Below are 17,637 nucleotides of genomic sequence, written 5' to 3'. Positions count from 1 at the left end.
TCTGACGGTCCGTCAATGTAGGCGGGTCGGGGGCATTTGGGAATGCTCAGCGATCGAAGTCGAGCTCCACCTCCGCCGTCACCGGGTGCGACTGGCACGCCAGCACATGGCCGCTCTCGATCTCCTCCGGCTCCAGGGCGAAGTTCCGGTCCATCCGCACCTCGCCCCTGACCAGGAACGCCCGGCACGTCCCGCACACCCCGCCCTTGCAGGCGTAGGGCGCATCGGGCCGGTTCCGCAGGACCGCCTCCAGCAGCGTCTCCCCCTCCCGCACCGGCCAGCTGCCGCCGCGCCCGTCGAGCTTCGCCGTCACCGTGCTGCGCGCGGGGGCACCGGCGGGGGCCGGCCGGCGGGCCTCCGCACCGGAGTCCTCCACGTGGAAGATCTCCTGGTGGATGCGGTCCCGCCCGATCCCCAGGGCGCGCAGCGCCCGCTCCGCGCCCCGCACCAGCCCGTAGGGCCCGCACAGGAACCAGCCGCCTATCTCCTCCACCGGCACCAGGGCGGGCAGCAGCCGGGTCAGCCGCTCCTCGTCCAGCCGCCCGGACGGCAGCCCGGCCTGCTGCTCCTCGCGGGAGAGGGTCTGCACCAGCTGGAAGCGGTCGGGGAAGCGGTCTTTGAGGTCGGCGACCTCCTCCAGGAACATCGTGGAGGCCGTGGTCCGGTCGCTGCGTATGAGGCAGAACCGGGCCCCGGGCTCCCGCGCCAGCAGCGTCGAGGCGATGGACAGCACGGGGGTGATGCCGCTGCCGCCCACGATGGCCGCGAAGTGCCCGGCCCGCGGCTCCAGGACGAACCGCCCGATCGGCGCCATCACCTCCACCGTGTCCCCGGCGGCCAGCTCCTTGAGGGCGTACGTCGAGAACTCGCCGCCGTCCACCAGCCGGACCCCCACCCTCAGCTCGGCGGGCCCGGGCGCCTCCGGGGCGGGTGCGGGGACGCACACCGAGTACGTACGGCGGATCTCGGTGCCGTCGTGGGCGGTGCGGCGGACGGCGATGTGCTGGCCCGGCGTCCAGCGGTAGGCCTCGCGCAGCTCGGGCGGTACGGCGAAGGTCACGGCGACCGAGTCGTCGGTGAGGCGGTCGACTGCCGCCACCCGCAGGGGGTGGAAGGCGCCGTGGCGGGCCGCGGCCATCTACAACTCCTTGAAGTGGTCGAAGGGTTCGCGGCACGCCTCGCAGCGGCGCAGGGCCTTGCAGGCCGTGGACGAGAAGCGGCTGAGCAGCGTCGTCTCGGTGGATCCGCAGTGGGGGCAGCGAATGGCCAGGCCGACCATGACGGGCCCGGCCGGCCCCGTGGGCCGGGGCGGCGCTATGCCGAACTCCTCCAGCTTGCGGCGCCCTTCGGCCGTGATGTCGTCGGTGGACCAGGCGGGGGAGAGGACCGTGCGGACGGACACCTCGGCCTGTCCGTGCTCGTGCAGCACGCGCTCGATGTCCGCGGACATCGCCTCGACCGCGGGACAACCGGTGTACGTGGGGGTCAGCTCCACCTCGACCCGGCCGGGGCCGGTGACGTGCAGGCCGCGCAGCACGCCCAGCTCGGCCAGGGTGAGCACGGGCAGCTCGGGGTCGGGGACGGCCCCGGCCAGCGCACGGAGCTCCTCTTCGAGGCGGGTGGCTCCGGGGCGGGCGGATTCGCGGCGGGCGGAGGTGGTCACCATGACGCCCCCGGGTGGCTGCGGTGCAGGTGCTGCATCTCGGCGAGCATCCGTCCGAACGACTCGGTGTGGATCCCCTGGCGGCCCGCGCCGGCCGTCCACGCCCCGGTCTGCGGGCCGTCCGGCATCCGCAGCGTGGCGCGCTCGACGACCTCGGTCACCGCGGCCAGCCAGCCCTCGCGCAGGGCGGCCCGGTCGACGGCCAGGCCCTCGACGGGCTCGAACAGCTCGCCCGTATACCGCCAGAGGCCGTCCAGGGCGCTCTGCATGCGGGCGTGGCTCTCCTCCGTGCCGTCGCCGAGCCGCAGCGTCCATTGCTCGGCGTGGTCGCGGTGGTAGGCGACCTCCTTGACGGCCTTGCCGGCCAGGGGCGCGAACGGGCCGTCGCCCGCGGCCAGCTGCCCGTACAGCAGGTGCTGGTGGACGGAGAAGAACAGCTGGCGGGCGATCGTGCGGGCGAAGTCGCCGTTGGGCTGCTCGACGAGCTGGGCGTTGCGGAAGGAGCGCTCCTCCCGCAGATAGGCCAACTCGTCCTCGTCACCGGCGAGGGAGAGCAGGGTGCGGGCCTGGCCGAGCAGGTCGAGCGCGATGTTGGCGAGAGCGACCTCCTCCTCCAGGACGGGCGCGTGCCCGGCCCACTCCCCCAGCCGGTGCGAGAGCACCAGGGCGTCGTCGCCGAGCGCCAGGGCGGCCGTGGCCAGGGGGGCTTCCCCGACGGTCACAGATGCGCCGTTCATAGGTGCCGCACCCCTTCCGGGATCTCGTAGAAGGTCGGGTGGCGGTAGGGCTTGTCGGCGGCCGGCTCGAAGAAGGGGTCCTTCTCGTCGGGCGAGGAAGCGGTGACCGCGGCGGAGGGCACCACCCAGATCGAGACTCCCTCGGAACGGCGGGTGTAGAGGTCGCGCGCATTGCGCAGGGCCATCTCCGCATCCGGGGCGTGGAGGCTGCCCGCGTGGGTGTGGGAGAGGCCGCGCCTGCTGCGCACGAAGACCTCCCACAGCGGCCAGTCAGCGTTCGTCATGCCGTCGCCTTTCCGTGCTTGGCCGCATACGCGGCGGCCGCTTCGCGCACCCACGCGCCCTCTTCATGGGCGCGCCGGCGCTGACCGATCCGCTGGTCGTTGCAGGGGCCGTTGCCGCGGAGCACTTCCTGGAACTCCGTCCAGTCGATCGCGCCGAAGTCGTGCCGGCCGCGCTCCTCGTTCCACCGCAGGCCGGGGTCGGGGAGGGTCAGGCCGAGGGAGGCGGCCTGGGGGACGCAGATGTCCACGAAGCGCTGGCGCAGCTCGTCGTTGGAGTGCCGCTTGATCTTCCAGGCCATGGACTGGGCCGAGTGGGCCGACTCCGCGTCCGGCGGGCCGAACATCATCAGGGAGGGCCACCACCAGCGGTCCACGGCGTCCTGCGCCATCGCGTGCTGGGCCTCCGTGCCGCGGCTGAGGGCCAGCAGGAGCTCGTAGCCCTGGCGCTGGTGGAAGGACTCCTCCTTGCAGATGCGGACCATGGCGCGGGCGTAGGGCCCGTAGGAGCAGCGGCACAGCGGGACCTGGTTGGTGATCGCGGCGCCGTCCACCAGCCAGCCGATGGCGCCGACATCGGCCCAGGTCAGGGTGGGGTAGTTGAAGATCGAGGAGTACTTCTGGCGGCCCGAGTGGAGCTTGTCGAGCAGCTCGTCGCGCCCGGTGCCCAGGGTCTCGGCGGCGCTGTAGAGGTAGAGGCCGTGGCCGGCCTCGTCCTGCACCTTGGCCATGAGGATCGCCTTGCGCCGCAGCGAGGGCGCGCGCGTGATCCAGTTGGCCTCGGGCTGCATGCCGATGATCTCGGAGTGGGCGTGCTGCGCTATCTGCCGGACGAGCGTGGCGCGGTAGGCGTCGGGCATCCAGTCCCGCGGCTCGATGCGCTCGTCCGCGGCCACGGCGGCGTCGAAATCCGCCTCGTGGGCCGTGGTGTCCTGGGCTCCTGCGTCCGCCGCCATCGTCGTCATGGCATTGCCCCCTGCCTCTCCGCCCGCTGCGCGACCGGCCCGACCGACCGATCGTTCGGTTCAATGGTGGTGCGGTCGCCGGGGGGTGTCAAGCCTGTGGATAACCCCCGGGCGCTGTGCCCCGTGAGGCGACATCGGTACCGTTCGGGTGCACAGCACAGGGCGGACGCAGGAACGGGGCGGGTATGGAGTCGGATGACGGGCACGAGCGGGCCGGCGCTCTCGCGGGGCTGTCCCTGCCCGCGCGCCTCGTCGTCGCGGCGGGCGCAGCGGTGATCGCGGTGACGGCCGCCGTCCACCTGGGGATGGTGTTCCTGCACGTGGCGCCGTCGAACACGGTCACCAAGCAGAACGCCGCGGCGATAGACGACTACATCTACCCGGAGTACGAGCAGAACTGGAAGTTCTTCGCTCCCAACCCGCTCCAGCAGAACGTCGCCGTCCAGGCCCGCGCCGAGCTCCGCGGCCCCGACGGCCGGACCACCGTCACCGGCTGGACCGACTTCACCGCACAGGACGGCGCCGAGATCCGCCACAACCTCATCCCCAGCCACACGCAGCAGAACGAGCTGCGCCGCGCCTGGGACTTCTACACCAACTCCCACGACGTCAAGGAAGTCCCCAACGGGCTGCGCGGGGCCCTCTCCGAGCAGTACATCCGGCGCATCGTCGTCGGCCGGCTCGGCGGCGGGCAGGACGGGCGCACCGTCCAGCGCGTCCAGGTGCGCGCCGTGACCACCCTGGTCGCGCCGCCGTCCTGGAGCGACGAGAAGAACGAGCCCAAGCCCGCCTACCGGGTGCTGGGCTGGTGGCCGGTCACCGCCGCCGACCGTACGGAGGCGAAGAACCGATGAGCACGTCCCTTCCGCTGGGCGCCCGCCTCTCGCGCGGGATCGACCGCGTCACCGGCGCGGCGCTCGGCGCCCACCAGACGGCCGTGATCCGGATAGGCCTGTCCTTCACGTGGCTGGTCTTCCTGCTGCGCGAGTGGCCGAACCGGCACGAGATGTACGGCCCCGACGGGCCGTGGAGCTGGGAGATGGCCCGTCGGCTGACGGCCGACAACCACGCCTTCACCGCCCTGCTCTGGTCCGACGGCGGCCTGTGGTTCGAGGCCGTCTACGCCTTCGCCGTCGTCACCGCCGCCCTGCTCGCCCTCGGGTGGCGCACCCGGACCATGACCGTGCTCTCCATGGTCGGCGTGCTGTCGCTCCAGAACCGCAGCGTCTTCCTCGGCGACGGCGGCGACAACGTCATCCACCTGATGGCGCTCTACCTGATCCTCATGCGCTGCGGCCGCGTCTGGTCCCTCGACGCCCGCCGCGCGGCGAAGCGGGCCGGGCAGCCCGCCGGTCCCGACCTCACGGGCATCGTGCTGTGGGCCTGCTGCGGGGCGGCCCTGGCCGCGGCGATGGTCCTCGGCGACACCCGGATGTCGTGGACCGAGCACGGCCCGCTCCCCGGCATCGGCTGGGCCACCGCCCTGTGGGCCCTCTGGCTGGTCCAGGGCCTGTGGTGGCTCGCGAAGCGGTACGGCCCGGGCGAGCCCCGCGCCGTCCTCGACGTGCTGGCCAACCTGCTGCACAACGCCGGACTGCTGGTGATCATGGCGGAGGTCTGCCTGATCTACGCCACGGCCGGCTGGTACAAGATCCAGGGTTCCCGCTGGCAGGACGGCACCGCGCTCTACTACCCGCTGCACCTCGACTACTTCTCGCCCTGGCCCGAGCTCTCGCACGCCCTCGCCGGCAGCGGGCTGCTCGTCCTGCTGCTCAGCTACGGCACCGTGGCCGTGCAGGTCGCCTTCCCCTTCACCCTGCTGAACCGGCGGGTGAAGAACGTCCTGCTCGCCGTGATGATGCTGGAGCACCTCGGCATCGCCCTCCTGCTCGGGCTGCCGTTCTTCTCCCTGGCGATGATCGTGGCCGACGCGGTCTTCCTGCCCACCTCCTTCCTGCGCCGCCTGGGCGCCGCCGTCGGCCGCGCCCGCGACCGGCTGCTCCCGGCCCGGGCGCAGCAGCTCCCGGTGCAGCGCGAGAGCGACGAGGCGGCCACCAGGACTCTCGTAGGCTGAGGGCATGACCGAGGACGAAGCCGCTGCCGCACTCCGGCAGTGGGGCGAGCGCGCCCCCGACGCCGTACTGCTCGACGGCTTCCACGCCCTGAAGCACGCGCTGCGCTTCGGCGCGGACGTGCCGCTCGCGGTCACCAGCGACAAGGCGGCGGCACTGGCGCTCGCCGAAGCCCTGGCAGATGACCTCACCGGGACGCTCGCCGAGCGCCTGGTCGAGATCCCCGCCGAGGCCCTGCGTGAGCTGGTGCCCAGGATCCACCCCACGGGCGTGGCCGCCCTCGCCGTGCGGCGCGGGCGCAGGGCGAACCTCGACGTGCTCTCGCGGGCGCCCCGCAAGGCTCCCGTCGTCGTCCTCGACAACCCGCGCAACCTCGGCAACGTGGGCGCCGTGATCCGGCTGGCCGCCGGCTTCGGCGCCACGGGCGTCGTCACCACCGGGGACGTGGACCCCTGGCACCCCAACGCCGTACGGGCCGGGGCGGGCCTGCACTACGCCACCGCCGTCGAGCGGCTGCCCCTGCCCGAGCTCCCGCCCGGGCCGCTCTACGCCCTGGACCCCGAGGGCGACGACATCCGCTCCCTCACCCTGCCCGACGACGCGCTGATCGCCTTCGGCTCCGAGCGCCACGGCATCTCGCCCGAGCTGCGCGAGAGGGCGACCCGGCTGGTCGCCCTCCCCATGCGCCCCCAGGTCTCCAGCTACAACCTCGCCACGAGCGTGGCCATGGCGCTGTTCCACTGGGGAGGCCCGGGCCCGGGCCTGGACTAGGCCGGGCGGCGCACCTCGACCGTGCGGAAGCGGTTCGCGACGAACGCGCCGTCGCACAGGGCCGCGTTCGCGGCGGGGTTGCCGCCGGAGCCGTGGAAGTCGGAGAACGCGGCCGTCTGGTTCACGAAGACCCCGCCCGTCAGGTTGAGGGAGAGCTGGGCGCACTCCTCCAGGCACGCCTCCTCCACCAGCCGCTCGACCTCGGGCGACGTCGTGTACGCCCCGACGGTCATCGCGCCCTTCTCGCGCACCGTGCGGCTCAGCAGCTCCACGGCGTCCGCCGCGGAGTCGACGGCGACGGCGAAGGACACCGGCCCGAAGCACTCCGAGAAATAGGCCGCTTCGGCGTCGGGCTTGGCGCCGTCCAGCTTCACGATCACCGGGGTGCGGACCGTGGCGCCGGGGAAGTCGGGATTCTCCACCGCGCGGGAGGCCAGGGCGATCTCGCCGAGCCGGCCCGCGGCGTCGATCCGCTCCTTGACCTGGTCGTTGACGATGGCGCCGAGCAGGCCGTTCGCCCGGGCGTCGTCGCCCAGCAGGCCCTGGACCGCGGCGGCCAGATCCGCCACCACCTCGTCGTAGGACTTGGGCCCGGCGTCGGTGGTGATGCCGCCGCGGGGGATCAGGAAGTTCTGCGGGGTGGTGCACATCTGGCCGCTGTAGAGGGACAGCGAGAAGGCCAGGTTGCCGAGGAGGCCCTTGTAGTCGTCCGTGGAGTCGATGACGACCGTGTTGACGCCGGCCTTCTCCGTGAAGACCTGCGCCTGGCGGGCGTTGGTCTCCAGCCAGTCGCCGAAGGCGGTGGAGCCGGTGTAGTCGATGATGCGGATCTCGGGGCGCACGGCCAGGACCTTGGCGATGCCCTCGCCGTCCCGCTCGGCGGCCAGGGCCACCAGGTCGGGCGAGAAGCCCGTCTCGCGCAGCACTTCGCGCGCGATCCGCACCGTCAGGGCCAGCGGCAGCACCGCGCGCGGGTGCGGCTTGACCAGGACGGCGTTGCCCGTGGCGAGGGAGGCGAAGAGGCCGGGGAAGCCGTTCCACGTGGGGAAGGTGTTGCAGCCGATGAGCAGGGAGACGCCCCGCGGCACGGCCGTGAACTCCTTGCGCAGCTCCAGCGGATCGCGCTTGCCCTGCGGCTTGGACCAGTCGGCCGAGCCGGGGGTGCGGACCTGCTCCGCATACGCGTAGGCCACGGCCTCCAGGCCACGGTCCTGGGCGTGCGGGCCGCCGGCCTGGAAGGCCATCATGAAGGCCTGGCCGCTGGTGTGCATGACGGCGTGCGCGAACTCGTGCGAGCGGGCGTTGATCCGGGCGAGGATCTCCAGGCAGACCGCGGCCCGCGCCTCCGGACCCGCCTCGCGCCACTGCGGCATCGCCGCGCGCAGTGCCGGCAGCAGCTCGCCGGTGGCCGGGTGCGGATATTCGATGCCGAGCTCGATGCCGAACGGCGACACCTCGGCGCCCGCCCAGCCGTCGGTGCCCGGCTGGTCCAGCTCGAAGCGCTTGCCCCGGAGCGCCTCGAAGGCGGCCTGACCCTCGGCGGCGCTCAGGCTGCCGGGCACGGATCCCTCCGCGCCGTACGCCTTGGGGTGCTCGGGGAACGGGGACCAATAGGCGCGCGTGCGGATGGCTTCCAGCGCCTGATCGAGGGTGGGGCGGTGCTTCTCGGCCAACTGAGCGGTGGTGAGTCCGGCGGTCACGGCTGACCAACTCCTTGTCGAGCGGGGCTCCGATACGGGGGACCAGACGCACCCCCGGTGGATACAGTAACCGAACGATCGGTCGGGACAAGGGGGCCCGGCGAACCTGTGGACAACTCTTCGGGGAGGATCACTGCCATGACCCCAATCGACCCCGCCGGGACCGTCGCCGTCGTCGGCGCCGGCACCATGGGCCAGGGCATCGCCCAGGTCGCCCTGGCGGCGGGCCACGCCGTGCGGCTGTACGACGCCGCGTCCGGCCGTGCGGAGGAGGCGGCGCGGGCGATCGCCGCCCGGCTCGGCCGCCTGGTGGACAAGGGCAGGCTCGACGCGGCGGGCCGGGACGCGTCCCTCACCCGTCTGCTGCCCGCCGCGCGGCTCGCCGAACTCGCCGACTCCGCCCTCGTCATCGAGGCGATTGTCGAGCAACTGGACGCCAAACAGAAGCTGTTCACCGAGCTGGAATCGGTCGTCCCCGACGACTGCCTGCTGGCCACCAACACCTCGTCCCTGTCGGTGACCGCCGTCGCCGGCGCCCTGCGGCTGCCCGGCCGCTTCGTCGGCCTGCACTTCTTCAACCCCGCCCCGCTGCTGCCGCTGGTCGAGGTGGTCCGGGGCTTCGCCACGGACCCGGAAGCGGCCGATCGCGCCCGGGCCACCGTGGCCGCGTGGGGCAAGACCCCGGTGGCCTGCGCCGACACGCCCGGCTTCCTCGTCAACCGGCTCGCCCGGCCCTTCTACGCGGAGGCCTTCCGCGTCCACGAGGAGGGCGGCGCCGACCCGGCCACCATCGACGCCGTGCTGCGGGAGTGCGGCGGCTTCCGCATGGGCCCCTTCGAGCTCACCGACCTCATCGGCCAGGATGTGAACAACGCCGTCACCCGTTCGGTCTACGAGGCGTTCTTCCATGACCCCCGGTTCACGCCCTCCCTCGCCCAGCAGCGGCTCGTGGAGGCCGGGCTGCTCGGCCGGAAGACCGGCCGCGGATGGTTCTCGTACGCGGAGGGCGCGGAGCGGCCCGAGCCGGCCACCGCGGCGCCGTGCGAGCCGCCCGCGGAGATCGGCTGGCACGCCGAGGCCCCGCGCGTCTGCGCCCCCCTGCGCGAGATGACCGAGGAAGCCGGGGTCAAGGTCGTGCGCGACCGCGCGCCCCATGAGGCCGACTGGTACATGACCCTCCCCGACGGCGCGGTGCTCACCCTGACCGGGGGAGAGGCGGCCACCCCCGCGAACGGCGGGCCGCACATCTACTTCGACCTGGCCCTCGACTACCGCACCTGCACCCGGATCGCCCTCGCCCCCTCCGAGAAGGCCTCGGCACGGGACGTGCGGGCCGCCGTGGGCCTGTTCCAGGCGCTCGGCAAGAGCGTCAGCGTCATCGCCGACGTCCCCGGCCTGATCGTCGCCCGTACGGTCGCCATGCTCGTCGACTTCGCCGAGGACGCCGCCGGGCGCGGCGTGGCGAGCCGCGAGGACATCGACACCGCCATGCGGCTGGGCGTGAACTACCCGCGCGGCCCGCTGGAGTGGGGCCGCGAGATCGGCCTGGACCGCGTGCGCGGCATGCTGCGGGGCCTCGCCCAGGACTACCCGGGCGGCCGCTACGACCCCTCCCTGTCCCTACGCCGCCGTGCGGCCGTCGAAGAGAGCCTGCTGTAATCATGACCATGGCCAAGCGCGACACCTACACGCCCGAATCGCTGCTCGCGGTCGCCGTCGGGGTGTTCAACGAGCGGGGCTACGACGGCACGTCCATGGAGCACCTCTCCAAGGCGGCCGGCATCTCCAAGTCCTCCATCTACCACCACGTGAAGGGCAAGGAAGAGCTGCTCCGGCTCGCGATAAGCCGCGCCCTGGACGAGCTCTTCGCCGTGCTGGACGAGCCCGGCGCGACCGGCGGCCCGGCCGTCGACCGGCTCCAGTACGTGACCCGCCGCACCGTCGAGGTGCTCATGGCCGAGCTGCCCTACGTGACGCTGCTGCTGCGCGTGCGCGGCAACACCGCCACCGAGCGCTGGGCGATGGAGCGCCGCCGCGAGTTCGACCACCGCGTCGCCGAGCTGCTCAAGCAGGCGGCGGCCGACGGCGACCTGCGGGCGGACGTGGACGCACGGCTGGCCACCCGGCTGCTTTTCGGGATGATCAACTCCGTGGTGGAGTGGTACCGCCCCGACCGCGGCGGGGCGGTGACCAGCGAAGAAGTCGCCGAAGCGGTCGTGCGCACCGCGTTCGACGGGCTCCGGACCGACCGCTAAGGACCTCCTTTCCGCCGGAGGCTTTCCGGCTCGGAGCCTTTCCCGGGCTACGGGCTAGCGGCCTCCCTCGTCGAGGTCCGTCTCCTCGAAGATCAGCAGCGTGCGGGTGCTGAGCACCTCGTCCATGGCCTGGATGCGGGTCAGCACCAGCTCGCGCAGCGCGCGGTTGTCTTTGGTGTGCACCAGCAGGAGCACGTCGAAGTCCCCGCTCACCAGGGCGATGTGCGCGGCCCCCGGCAGCTCCAGGAGCTTGTCGCGGACCGCGCGCCAGGAGTTCTGCACGATCTTCAGCGTGATGTACGCGGACGCGCTCTGCCCGGCCCGCTCCTGGTCGACCCGGGCGCTGAAGCCCCGGATGACCCCGTCGTCGATCAGCCGGTTGATCCGCGCGTAGGCGTTGGCGCGCGAGACGTGCACCCGCTCGGCCACGGACCGTATCGACGCGCGCCCGTCCGCTTGCAGCATGCGCAGGATGGCGCGGTCTATGTCGTCCAGCGGCCGCGCGGGGGCCCTGCTCCCGGTGAGGGCCATCTGTTCGTCCGGCATGGCGTCCCGCCTCCCCCTCTTGGACGTCCTGGCCATATCTCAGGCTGTGGAGAACCGTTTGTCCACAGGCTCGGGCCGCCTGTAGCCAAAATGTGCCGACGACCGAACAATCGGTAGGGAGGGCGTCCGGCGCATCGAGCCGCACGTCCGGTCAAGCCCGTCCCCACAAAGGAGGTGCTCGTCATGACGGTTCTGGAGCAGCCCGGCTCGTACCGGCCCACCCCACCGCCCGCCTGGCGGCCCCGCACCGACCCGGCCCCCCTGCTCCCCGACGCGGAGCCGTACCGCGTGCTGGGCACCGAGGCGGCGGGCGGGCTCGACGCCGGGCTGCTGCTGCGGCTGTACGGGCACCTCGTCCGCGGCCGGCGGTACAACGGCCAGGCCACGGCGCTGACCCGGCAGGGCCGGCTGGCCGTCTATCCCTCCTCCGCCGGGCAGGAGGCGTGCGAGGTCGCCGCCGCGCTCGCCCTCCAGGAGCAGGACTGGCTCTTCCCGAGCTACCGCGACACCCTCGCCGCGGTCGCCCGCGGCCTCGACCCCGTCCAGGCGCTCACGCTCCTGCGCGGCGACTGGCACACCGGATACGACCCCCACGAGCACAGGATCGCACCGCTGTGCACCCCTTTGGCCACCCAACTGCCGCATGCGGTGGGCCTCGCGCACGCGGCCCGCCTCAAGGGCGACGACGTGGTCGCGCTCGCCATGGTCGGTGACGGCGGCACCAGCGAGGGCGACTTCCACGAGGCGCTGAACTTCGCCGCCGTGTGGCGGGCCCCCGTCGTCTTCTTCGTGCAGAACAACGGCTTCGCCATCTCCGTGCCGCTCGCCAAGCAGACCGCGGCCCCCTCGCTGGCCCACAAGGCCGTCGGCTACGGCATGCCCGGCCGGCTCGTCGACGGCAACGACGTCGCCGCCGTCCACGAGGTGCTCACCGACGCCGTACGGCATGCCCGCGAAGGCGGCGGCCCCACCCTGGTCGAAGCGGTCACCTACCGCATGGACGCCCACACCAACGCCGACGACGCCACGCGCTACCGCAGCGACGCCGAAGTCGACACCTGGCGTGGCCACGACCCCATCGCCCTGCTGGAGCAGGAGCTGACCGAGCGCAAGCTGCTGGACCCGTCCGTCGTCGCCGCCGAGCGCGAAGCCGCCGAGCGCATGGCCGCCGACCTGCGCGACCGCATGAACGAGGATCCCCTGCTCGATCCCATGGACCTCTTCACCCACGTCTACGCCCGGCAGACCGCCCAACTGCGGGAGCAGGCCGGGATGCTGCGCGCCGAGCTCGACGCGGCGGACGAGGCCGCCCCGGCGGCCCGGGAAGGGGCGCAGCGATGACCACCGCCGCCGTCCGGGCCGGAGCCCGGCCCGCTTCCATGGCCCAAGCCCTCAACCGGGCCCTGCGCGACGCCATGGCCGAGGACCCGTCCGTCCACGTCCTCGGAGAGGACGTCGGTGCGCTGGGCGGCGTCTTCCGCGTCACCGACGGCCTGGTGAAGGAGTTCGGCGAGGACCGCTGCACCGACACCCCGCTCGCCGAGGCCGGCATCCTCGGCACGGCGGTCGGCATGGCCATGTACGGGCTGCGGCCCGTCGTCGAGATGCAGTTCGACGCCTTCGCCTACCCCTCCTTCGAGCAGCTCATCAGCCACGTCGCCCGCATGCGCAACCGCACGCGCGGTGCGCTGCCCATGCCCCTCACCATCCGCGTGCCGTACGGCGGCGGCATCGGCGGCGTCGAGCACCACAGCGACTCCTCCGAGGCGTACTACATGGCGACGCCCGGCCTCCACGTGGTCACGCCCGCCACCGTCGCCGACGCCTACGGGCTGCTGCGCGAGGCGATCGCCTCCGACGACCCCGTCGTCTTCCTGGAGCCCAAGCGGCTCTACTGGTCCAAGGCCGAGTGGGACCCCGAGACGCCCGAGGCCGTCCCCGGCATAGGGCGCGCCGCCGTCCGCCGCCGGGGCACCTCCGCCACGCTCATCACCTACGGGCCGTCCCTGCCCGTCTGCATGGAAGCGGCCGAGGCGGCCACCGACGAGGGCTGGGACCTCGAAGTGGTCGACCTGCGCTCGCTCGTGCCCTTTGACGAGGAGACGGTCTGCGCCTCCGTCCGGCGCACCGGTCGCGCCGTCGTCGTCCACGAGTCCACCGGGTTCGGCGGCCCCGGCGGGGAGATCGCGGCCCGCGTCACCGAGCGCTGCTTCCACCACCTGGAGGCGCCGGTGCTGCGCGTCGCCGGATTCGACATCCCGTACCCGCCGCCGATGCTGGAGCGGCACCACCTGCCCGGGGTCGACCGGGTGCTCGATGCGGTCGCGCGGTTGCAGTGGGAGGCGGAGAGCTGATGCCCGAGGTCAAGGAATTCCGGCTGCCGGATCTCGGTGAGGGCCTCACCGAGGCGGAGATCGTGCGGTGGCTGGTGGAGGTCGGCGAGGTCGTGGCCATCGACCAGCCCGTCGTGGAGGTCGAGACGGCCAAGGCGATGGTCGAAGTCCCCTGCCCCTACGGGGGAGTGGTGACCGCCCGCTTCGGCGAGGAGGGCATGGAGCTGCCGGTGGGGGCGCCGCTCCTGACGGTCGCCGTCGGCGCGGCCGCGGAGACCGAGCCCGGCCCCGCGGCGGAGACATCCGGCAACGTGCTCGTGGGCTACGGCACGGGGGCGCCCGCGGCGCGGCGCCGCCGTGTCCGGCCGCAGGCCGGTCCTTCCGGGGCGTCCGGGAGCGCCGCCGGTGCCGGCTCGGCGGGTGGCCCGGCGGATCCGGGCCGCCCGGAGGCAGGCGGGCACCGCCGGTCACGTCCGCATGGGCTGAGCGCCGTGGCGGCGGACGATGTGGCCGAGGCCGCCGGGGGACCGGCAGACCCCGGGCCTTCCCGGGCCGAGCCCGTGGCTGCCAGGGCGTCCGGGAGTGTGTCCACGGACGGTCTTGAGGCGGGCGGGCGCCGCCGGGCAGGTTCGTACGGGCCGGGCGCCGCTGCGGCGGAGGGGATGGCCGGGGCTCCCAGTGATCTTGCCGGCCGAGGGGGGTCCCGGGCCGTGCCCGGGGAACGGCGTGCGGGCGGGCGCGGAGCCGTGGCCGGGCCACGGCCTTCCGCCCCGGCCGGGCCCGTTGCCGTCGTCTCGCCCCTCGTGCGGAAGATGGCGCGTGAACATGGTGTTGATCTGCGGGCGTTGACCGGGTCCGGGCGGGACGGGCTGATCCTGCGGGCCGATGTCGAGCGCGCCGTGCAGGCGGCCGCGGACAGGGCGGCGGCTCCGGTCGCGGCCCCCGCCCCGGCCGCCGGGGTCCCCGGTGCCGAGCGCATCCCCCTGCGGGGGCTGCGCGGCGCCGTTGCCGAGAAGCTCGGCAGGAGCCGGCGGGAGATTCCCGACGCCACCTGCTGGGTGGACGCCGATGCGACCGAGCTGCTGGCGGCCCGCAGGGCCATGAACGCCGCCGGGGGCGCGAAGATATCCCTCCTGGCCCTGCTCGCCCGCATCTGCACGGCCGCCCTCACGCGCTATCCCGACCTCAACTCCACCGTCGACACCGAGGCCCGGGAGATCGTCCGGCTGCCCGGCGTCCACCTCGGGTTCGCCGCGCAGACGGACCGCGGGCTGGTCGTCCCCGTCGTCCGGGACGCCCACCTGCGCAACGCCGCCGGCCTCTCGGCGGAGATGGCCCGGCTGACCGAGGCCGCGCGCACGGGCACCCTGACGCCCGCTGACCTCACGGGGGGCACGTTCACGCTGAACAATTACGGAGTGTTCGGCGTCGACGGCTCCACGCCGATCATCAACCACCCCGAGACGGCCATGCTCGGCGTCGGCCGGATAGCCCCCAAGCCCTGGGTGCACGAGGGCGAGTTGGCCGTACGGCACGTGGTGCAGCTGTCGTTCACCTTCGACCACCGGGTCTGCGACGGCGGCACGGCCGGCGGCTTCCTGCGCTACGTCGCCGACTGCGTCGAGCAGCCGGCCGTCCTGTTGCGCTCCCTCTGAGCCTTCGCCGCAAGGCGAACGGCCATACTCGACGGGTGACTGGTTACGACGCCGTAGTGCTCGCCGGTGGTGCCGCCCGCAGACTGGGCGGCACCGACAAGCCCACCCTGCGCGTGGGCGGGCGCACACTGCTGGACCGGGTGCTGGAGGCGTGCGCGGACGCCGAGGAGACCGTCGTCGTGGGCCCCCGGCGCCCCACCGCGCGGCCCGTGCGGTGGGCGCGGGAGGAGCCGCCCGGCGGCGGCCCCCTCGCCGGGCTCGCCGCGGGCCTGCGGCACACGGCCGCCGCCACCACGCTCGTGCTCTCCGCCGACCTGCCGTTCCTGCGCGCCGAAACCGTACGGGCCCTGCTCGCCGCGTCCGCCACCGGCGGCCCGTACGTGGAAGGGGTGCTGCTCACCGACCTGGACGGCCGTGACCAGCCGCTGGTCGCCGCGTACCGCACCGAGCCGCTGCGCCGCGAGCTGGCGCTGCTCGCCACCGAGCACGGCAGCCTCGTGGGACTGCCGCTGCGGCTGCTCACCGACGAGCTGACCCTCGGCCGGTTCCCGCACCCGACGGCCTCCTTCGACTGTGACACCTGGGAGGACGTCGCCACCGCCCGCGCGCGCATCAGGGACGATGGGAGCGTGCTGGATGAATGGATCTCCGCGGCCAAGACCGAGCTGGGCATCGACCTCGACGTCGACACCACCGCCCTCCTGGACCTCGCGCGCGACGCCGCGCACGGCGTGGCCCGGCCCGCCGCGCCCCTGACCACCTTCCTCGTCGGCTACGCCGCGGGGCGCCTGGGAGGCGGCCCCGAAGCCGTGGCCGAGGCGACCCGCAAGGCCGTCGCCCTGGCCCAGCGGTGGGCCGCGGAGGCCGCCGCCGCCGAGGACCACGCGGCGGGCAAGCCCGGCGTCGACGGCGTTGACGGCGTCGACGGCGCCGCGGGGAAGGCCGACAGCCCGCGATGAAGGAAGCGGACGGGGACTCCGCGCTCGACCGGGCGACGGAAGAGGCGCTGGCGCTCTTCGCGGACCAGCGACGCGGTACGCGCTCCCGCGCCGGTGCTGAGGACTGGTTTCCGGACGAGGGCGAGCACGCGCCCGGCCGCTCCGGGGCCGGAGGCGCCGAGCCGCGGCGTGCCGGGCCCGCGCACGACGGGCAAGCGCCCCTCGCGTACTTCCCGTTCGACGAGATGCCCGTCGGGGGCGGCGTGGTCGACGGCGGCCGCGCAATGGGCACCGCACGGGCCGCGCAGGCCACGCGGGGGCCTTCCGTCCCCGCTCCCGCGCCCGCCCCCGCCTACGATGACTTTCCGTTCACCGGCATCGACGACACCGGCATTGACGACACCGACGACACCGGCGTCGTCCAGAACGGCAAAGACCGGAAGCGGGCCCGCGACATGACGGCCGACGACACCCCCCACGCCCCTCACGCCTCTCACGGAGCCACCCCCTGGCCCGCGGCCCGCGCCGTCGCCGCCGAGGCCGCCGACGCCCTCCCGGCGGAGGACCGGGCTCTCGGCGACGCCCTCGGGCAAGTACTTGCCGAGTCGCTCGTCGCCCTCACCGACCTGCCCTCCTTCGACACCTCCGCCATGGACGGCTGGGCCGTCTCCGGGCCCGGCCCGTGGAAGCTCCCGCCGCCCGGCGCGCAGGACGTCCTCGCGGGCCGCCCGGGCGCGCGGCCGCTGCGCGACGGGAGCGCCGTGCGGATCGCCACCGGAGCACCGGTCCCGCCCGGGGCGACCGCCGTGCTGCGCAGCGAGCACGGCGAAGTGACCGTGAAGGGCGAGCTGCTGGCCGCCCGGCACGTCAGCCACGGCCAGGACATCCGGCCGCGGGGCGGCGAGTGCCGGCAGGGCGACGAACTCGTGCCCGCGGGAACGCTCGTCACGCCCGCCCTGCTCGGGCTCGCGGCCGCCGCCGGCTACGACGACCTGACCGTCGTGCGGCGCCCCCGCGTCGAGGTGCTCGTCCTCGGCGACGAGCTGCTCCGCGAGGGCCTGCCGGAGGGCGGGCTGATCCGGGACGCGCTCGGCCCGATGCTCGGCCCGTGGCTGCGGGCGCTCGGTGCGGAGCCGGGTGAGGCTTTGTGCCTCGGGGACGACGAGGACGCCCTGTACGAGGCGCTCGCCGCGTCCACGGCGGACGTTGTCGTCACCACCGGCGGTACGGCCTCCGGCCCTGTGGACCACGTTCACCCCACGCTGCGGCGGCTGGGCGCCGAGCTGCTGGTCGACGGGGTCGCGGTGCGGCCCGGTCACCCGATGCTGCTCGCCCGGCTGGGGCCGGGGCGGCATGTCGTCGGGCTGCCCGGGAACCCGCTGGCCGCGGTGGCCGGTCTGCTGACGCTCGCCGAGCCGTTGCTGCGCGGGCTGACCGGGCGGGTGCCGGGTGAGCCCGTGCGGGCCGTCCTGGCGGAGTCCGTGTCCGGGCACCCGGCGGACACGCGGCTGGTGCCGGTCTCGTACGACGGCGCCGGCCGCGTGCGGCCTCTGCGGTTTCATGGGCCCGCGATGCTGCGAGGGCTGGCCGCGGCCGACGGCATGGCGGTCGTGCCGGCGGGTGGGGCGGGGCGCGCCGCGGAGGTGCAGGTGCTGGGCCTGCCGTAGCCCGGGGCTCCGCCCCGGACCCCGCTCCTCAAACGGCGGAGGCGCTTAAGAAGC

17 protein-coding genes are annotated in these 17,637 nt (G+C 73.9%); 10 read left to right on the top strand and 7 right to left on the bottom strand.

Annotated features, from left to right (window positions below):
• Positions 1-46: 46 nt before the first annotated feature.
• From D7231_RS10995 to paaA, 5 genes are read right to left on the bottom strand one after another with little or no spacing between them, the layout of a single operon-like run.
• Positions 47-1,138 (bottom strand): 2Fe-2S iron-sulfur cluster-binding protein, encoded by a 1,092-nt coding sequence (locus D7231_RS10995; RefSeq protein ID WP_120754915.1) that lies wholly within the window; start codon positions 1,136-1,138, stop codon positions 47-49.
• Positions 1,139-1,666 (bottom strand): 1,2-phenylacetyl-CoA epoxidase subunit PaaD, encoded by a 528-nt coding sequence (paaD, locus tag D7231_RS10990; RefSeq protein ID WP_120754913.1) that lies wholly within the window; start codon positions 1,664-1,666, stop codon positions 1,139-1,141. It abuts the gene before it with no gap.
• Positions 1,660-2,400 (bottom strand): 1,2-phenylacetyl-CoA epoxidase subunit PaaC, encoded by a 741-nt coding sequence (paaC, locus tag D7231_RS10985; protein ID WP_120754911.1) that lies wholly within the window; start codon positions 2,398-2,400, stop codon positions 1,660-1,662. Before paaC ends, paaD begins: the two co-directional genes overlap by 7 nt.
• Positions 2,397-2,684 (bottom strand): 1,2-phenylacetyl-CoA epoxidase subunit PaaB, encoded by a 288-nt coding sequence (gene paaB / locus D7231_RS10980; protein WP_120754903.1) that lies wholly within the window; start codon positions 2,682-2,684, stop codon positions 2,397-2,399. Before paaB ends, paaC begins: the two co-directional genes overlap by 4 nt.
• On the bottom strand, positions 2,681-3,646 hold the full coding sequence (paaA, locus tag D7231_RS10975) for a 1,2-phenylacetyl-CoA epoxidase subunit PaaA (protein ID WP_120754901.1): 966 nt from the start codon (positions 3,644-3,646) through the stop codon (positions 2,681-2,683). Before paaA ends, paaB begins: the two co-directional genes overlap by 4 nt.
• A gap of 185 nt (positions 3,647-3,831) precedes the next feature.
• Here paaA and D7231_RS10970 point away from each other — a divergent pair, with 185 nt between their 5' ends.
• From D7231_RS10970 to D7231_RS10960, 3 genes are read left to right on the top strand one after another with little or no spacing between them, the layout of a single operon-like run.
• The gene (locus D7231_RS10970) at positions 3,832-4,500 is read left to right on the top strand and encodes a DUF5819 family protein (protein ID WP_120754899.1); all 669 of its coding nucleotides are present in this window, start codon (positions 3,832-3,834) and stop codon (positions 4,498-4,500) included.
• Positions 4,497-5,720, top strand: a complete 1,224-nt coding sequence (locus D7231_RS10965) for an HTTM domain-containing protein (protein WP_120754897.1) — start codon at positions 4,497-4,499, stop codon at positions 5,718-5,720. Before D7231_RS10970 ends, D7231_RS10965 begins: the two co-directional genes overlap by 4 nt.
• A 4-nt stretch (positions 5,721-5,724) precedes the next feature.
• Entirely contained in the window at positions 5,725-6,489 is a 765-nt protein-coding gene (locus D7231_RS10960) for a TrmH family RNA methyltransferase (protein ID WP_120754895.1), read from the top strand.
• Here D7231_RS10960 and paaN read toward each other — a convergent pair.
• Positions 6,486-8,189 carry a phenylacetic acid degradation protein PaaN gene (paaN, locus tag D7231_RS10955; protein WP_120754893.1) on the bottom strand — a complete coding sequence of 568 codons (1,704 nt, stop codon included), beginning with the start codon at positions 8,187-8,189 and terminating at the stop codon, positions 6,486-6,488. The genes D7231_RS10960 and paaN overlap by 4 nt on opposite strands.
• Before the next feature lie 138 nt (positions 8,190-8,327).
• Between paaN and D7231_RS10950 the strand changes: the two genes are divergently transcribed.
• Together D7231_RS10950 and D7231_RS10945 are read left to right on the top strand one after the other, a co-directional pair.
• Positions 8,328-9,848 (top strand): 3-hydroxyacyl-CoA dehydrogenase, encoded by a 1,521-nt coding sequence (locus tag D7231_RS10950; RefSeq protein ID WP_120754891.1) that lies wholly within the window; start codon positions 8,328-8,330, stop codon positions 9,846-9,848.
• Between the two features lie 2 nt (positions 9,849-9,850).
• Positions 9,851-10,444: a TetR/AcrR family transcriptional regulator gene (locus D7231_RS10945; RefSeq protein WP_120754889.1), complete on the top strand. Its 594-nt coding sequence runs from the start codon at positions 9,851-9,853 to the stop codon at positions 10,442-10,444.
• A gap of 54 nt (positions 10,445-10,498) precedes the next feature.
• Here D7231_RS10945 and D7231_RS10940 read toward each other — a convergent pair whose 3' ends face one another.
• On the bottom strand, positions 10,499-10,990 hold the full coding sequence (locus tag D7231_RS10940) for an Lrp/AsnC family transcriptional regulator (protein WP_120754887.1): 492 nt from the start codon (positions 10,988-10,990) through the stop codon (positions 10,499-10,501).
• Positions 10,991-11,173: 183 nt separating this feature from the next.
• On the opposite strand from D7231_RS10940, the gene pdhA reads away from it, so the two are divergent.
• Genes pdhA through D7231_RS10915 form a run of 5 tightly spaced genes read left to right on the top strand, consistent with a single transcriptional unit; the run spans position 11,174 to position 17,583 of the window.
• Positions 11,174-12,331 (top strand): pyruvate dehydrogenase (acetyl-transferring) E1 component subunit alpha, encoded by a 1,158-nt coding sequence (gene pdhA, locus D7231_RS10935; protein WP_120754885.1) that lies wholly within the window; start codon positions 11,174-11,176, stop codon positions 12,329-12,331.
• A complete protein-coding gene (locus tag D7231_RS10930; protein WP_120754884.1) occupies positions 12,328-13,344 on the top strand; it encodes an alpha-ketoacid dehydrogenase subunit beta in 1,017 nt (338 codons plus the stop codon). The genes pdhA and D7231_RS10930 overlap by 4 nt, the downstream gene beginning before the upstream one ends.
• Positions 13,344-14,978, top strand: a complete 1,635-nt coding sequence (locus D7231_RS10925; protein ID WP_120754882.1) for a dihydrolipoamide acetyltransferase family protein — start codon at positions 13,344-13,346, stop codon at positions 14,976-14,978. Before D7231_RS10930 ends, D7231_RS10925 begins: the two co-directional genes overlap by 1 nt.
• A gap of 35 nt (positions 14,979-15,013) precedes the next feature.
• On the top strand, positions 15,014-15,937 hold the full coding sequence (locus D7231_RS10920; RefSeq protein WP_120754880.1) for an NTP transferase domain-containing protein: 924 nt from the start codon (positions 15,014-15,016) through the stop codon (positions 15,935-15,937).
• Positions 15,934-17,583 (top strand): molybdopterin molybdotransferase MoeA, encoded by a 1,650-nt coding sequence (locus D7231_RS10915; protein ID WP_241999648.1) that lies wholly within the window; start codon positions 15,934-15,936, stop codon positions 17,581-17,583. The genes D7231_RS10920 and D7231_RS10915 overlap by 4 nt, the downstream gene beginning before the upstream one ends.
• Positions 17,584-17,637 lie beyond the last annotated feature (54 nt).

Origin of the sequence: Streptomyces klenkii, assembly GCF_003626645.1 — a bacterium.
In the GTDB taxonomy this organism is placed as follows: Bacteria; Actinomycetota; Actinomycetes; order Streptomycetales; family Streptomycetaceae; genus Streptomyces; species Streptomyces klenkii.
Note: the sequence above shows the minus strand (reverse complement) of the source record. Positions and strands in the feature narration are given on the sequence as shown.

Excerpts from the sequence above, each read along its gene's own strand:
- D7231_RS10995 (WP_120754915.1), bottom strand. The coding sequence starts at position 1,138 with ATGGCCGCGGCCCGCCACGGCGCCTTCCACCCCCTGCGGGTGGCGGCA.
- paaD (WP_120754913.1), bottom strand. The coding sequence starts at position 1,666 with ATGGTGACCACCTCCGCCCGCCGCGAATCCGCCCGCCCCGGAGCCACC.
- paaC (WP_120754911.1), bottom strand. The coding sequence starts at position 2,400 with ATGAACGGCGCATCTGTGACCGTCGGGGAAGCCCCCCTGGCCACGGCC.
- paaB (WP_120754903.1), bottom strand. The coding sequence starts at position 2,684 with ATGACGAACGCTGACTGGCCGCTGTGGGAGGTCTTCGTGCGCAGCAGG.
- paaA (WP_120754901.1), bottom strand. The coding sequence starts at position 3,646 with ATGACGACGATGGCGGCGGACGCAGGAGCCCAGGACACCACGGCCCAC.
- D7231_RS10970 (WP_120754899.1), top strand. The coding sequence starts at position 3,832 with ATGGAGTCGGATGACGGGCACGAGCGGGCCGGCGCTCTCGCGGGGCTG.
- D7231_RS10965 (WP_120754897.1), top strand. The coding sequence starts at position 4,497 with ATGAGCACGTCCCTTCCGCTGGGCGCCCGCCTCTCGCGCGGGATCGAC.
- D7231_RS10960 (WP_120754895.1), top strand. The coding sequence starts at position 5,725 with ATGACCGAGGACGAAGCCGCTGCCGCACTCCGGCAGTGGGGCGAGCGC.
- D7231_RS10950 (WP_120754891.1), top strand. The coding sequence starts at position 8,328 with ATGACCCCAATCGACCCCGCCGGGACCGTCGCCGTCGTCGGCGCCGGC.
- D7231_RS10945 (WP_120754889.1), top strand. The coding sequence starts at position 9,851 with ATGACCATGGCCAAGCGCGACACCTACACGCCCGAATCGCTGCTCGCG.
- D7231_RS10940 (WP_120754887.1), bottom strand. The coding sequence starts at position 10,990 with ATGCCGGACGAACAGATGGCCCTCACCGGGAGCAGGGCCCCCGCGCGG.
- pdhA (WP_120754885.1), top strand. The coding sequence starts at position 11,174 with ATGACGGTTCTGGAGCAGCCCGGCTCGTACCGGCCCACCCCACCGCCC.
- D7231_RS10930 (WP_120754884.1), top strand. The coding sequence starts at position 12,328 with ATGACCACCGCCGCCGTCCGGGCCGGAGCCCGGCCCGCTTCCATGGCC.
- D7231_RS10925 (WP_120754882.1), top strand. The coding sequence starts at position 13,344 with ATGCCCGAGGTCAAGGAATTCCGGCTGCCGGATCTCGGTGAGGGCCTC.
- D7231_RS10915 (WP_241999648.1), top strand. The coding sequence starts at position 15,934 with ATGAAGGAAGCGGACGGGGACTCCGCGCTCGACCGGGCGACGGAAGAG.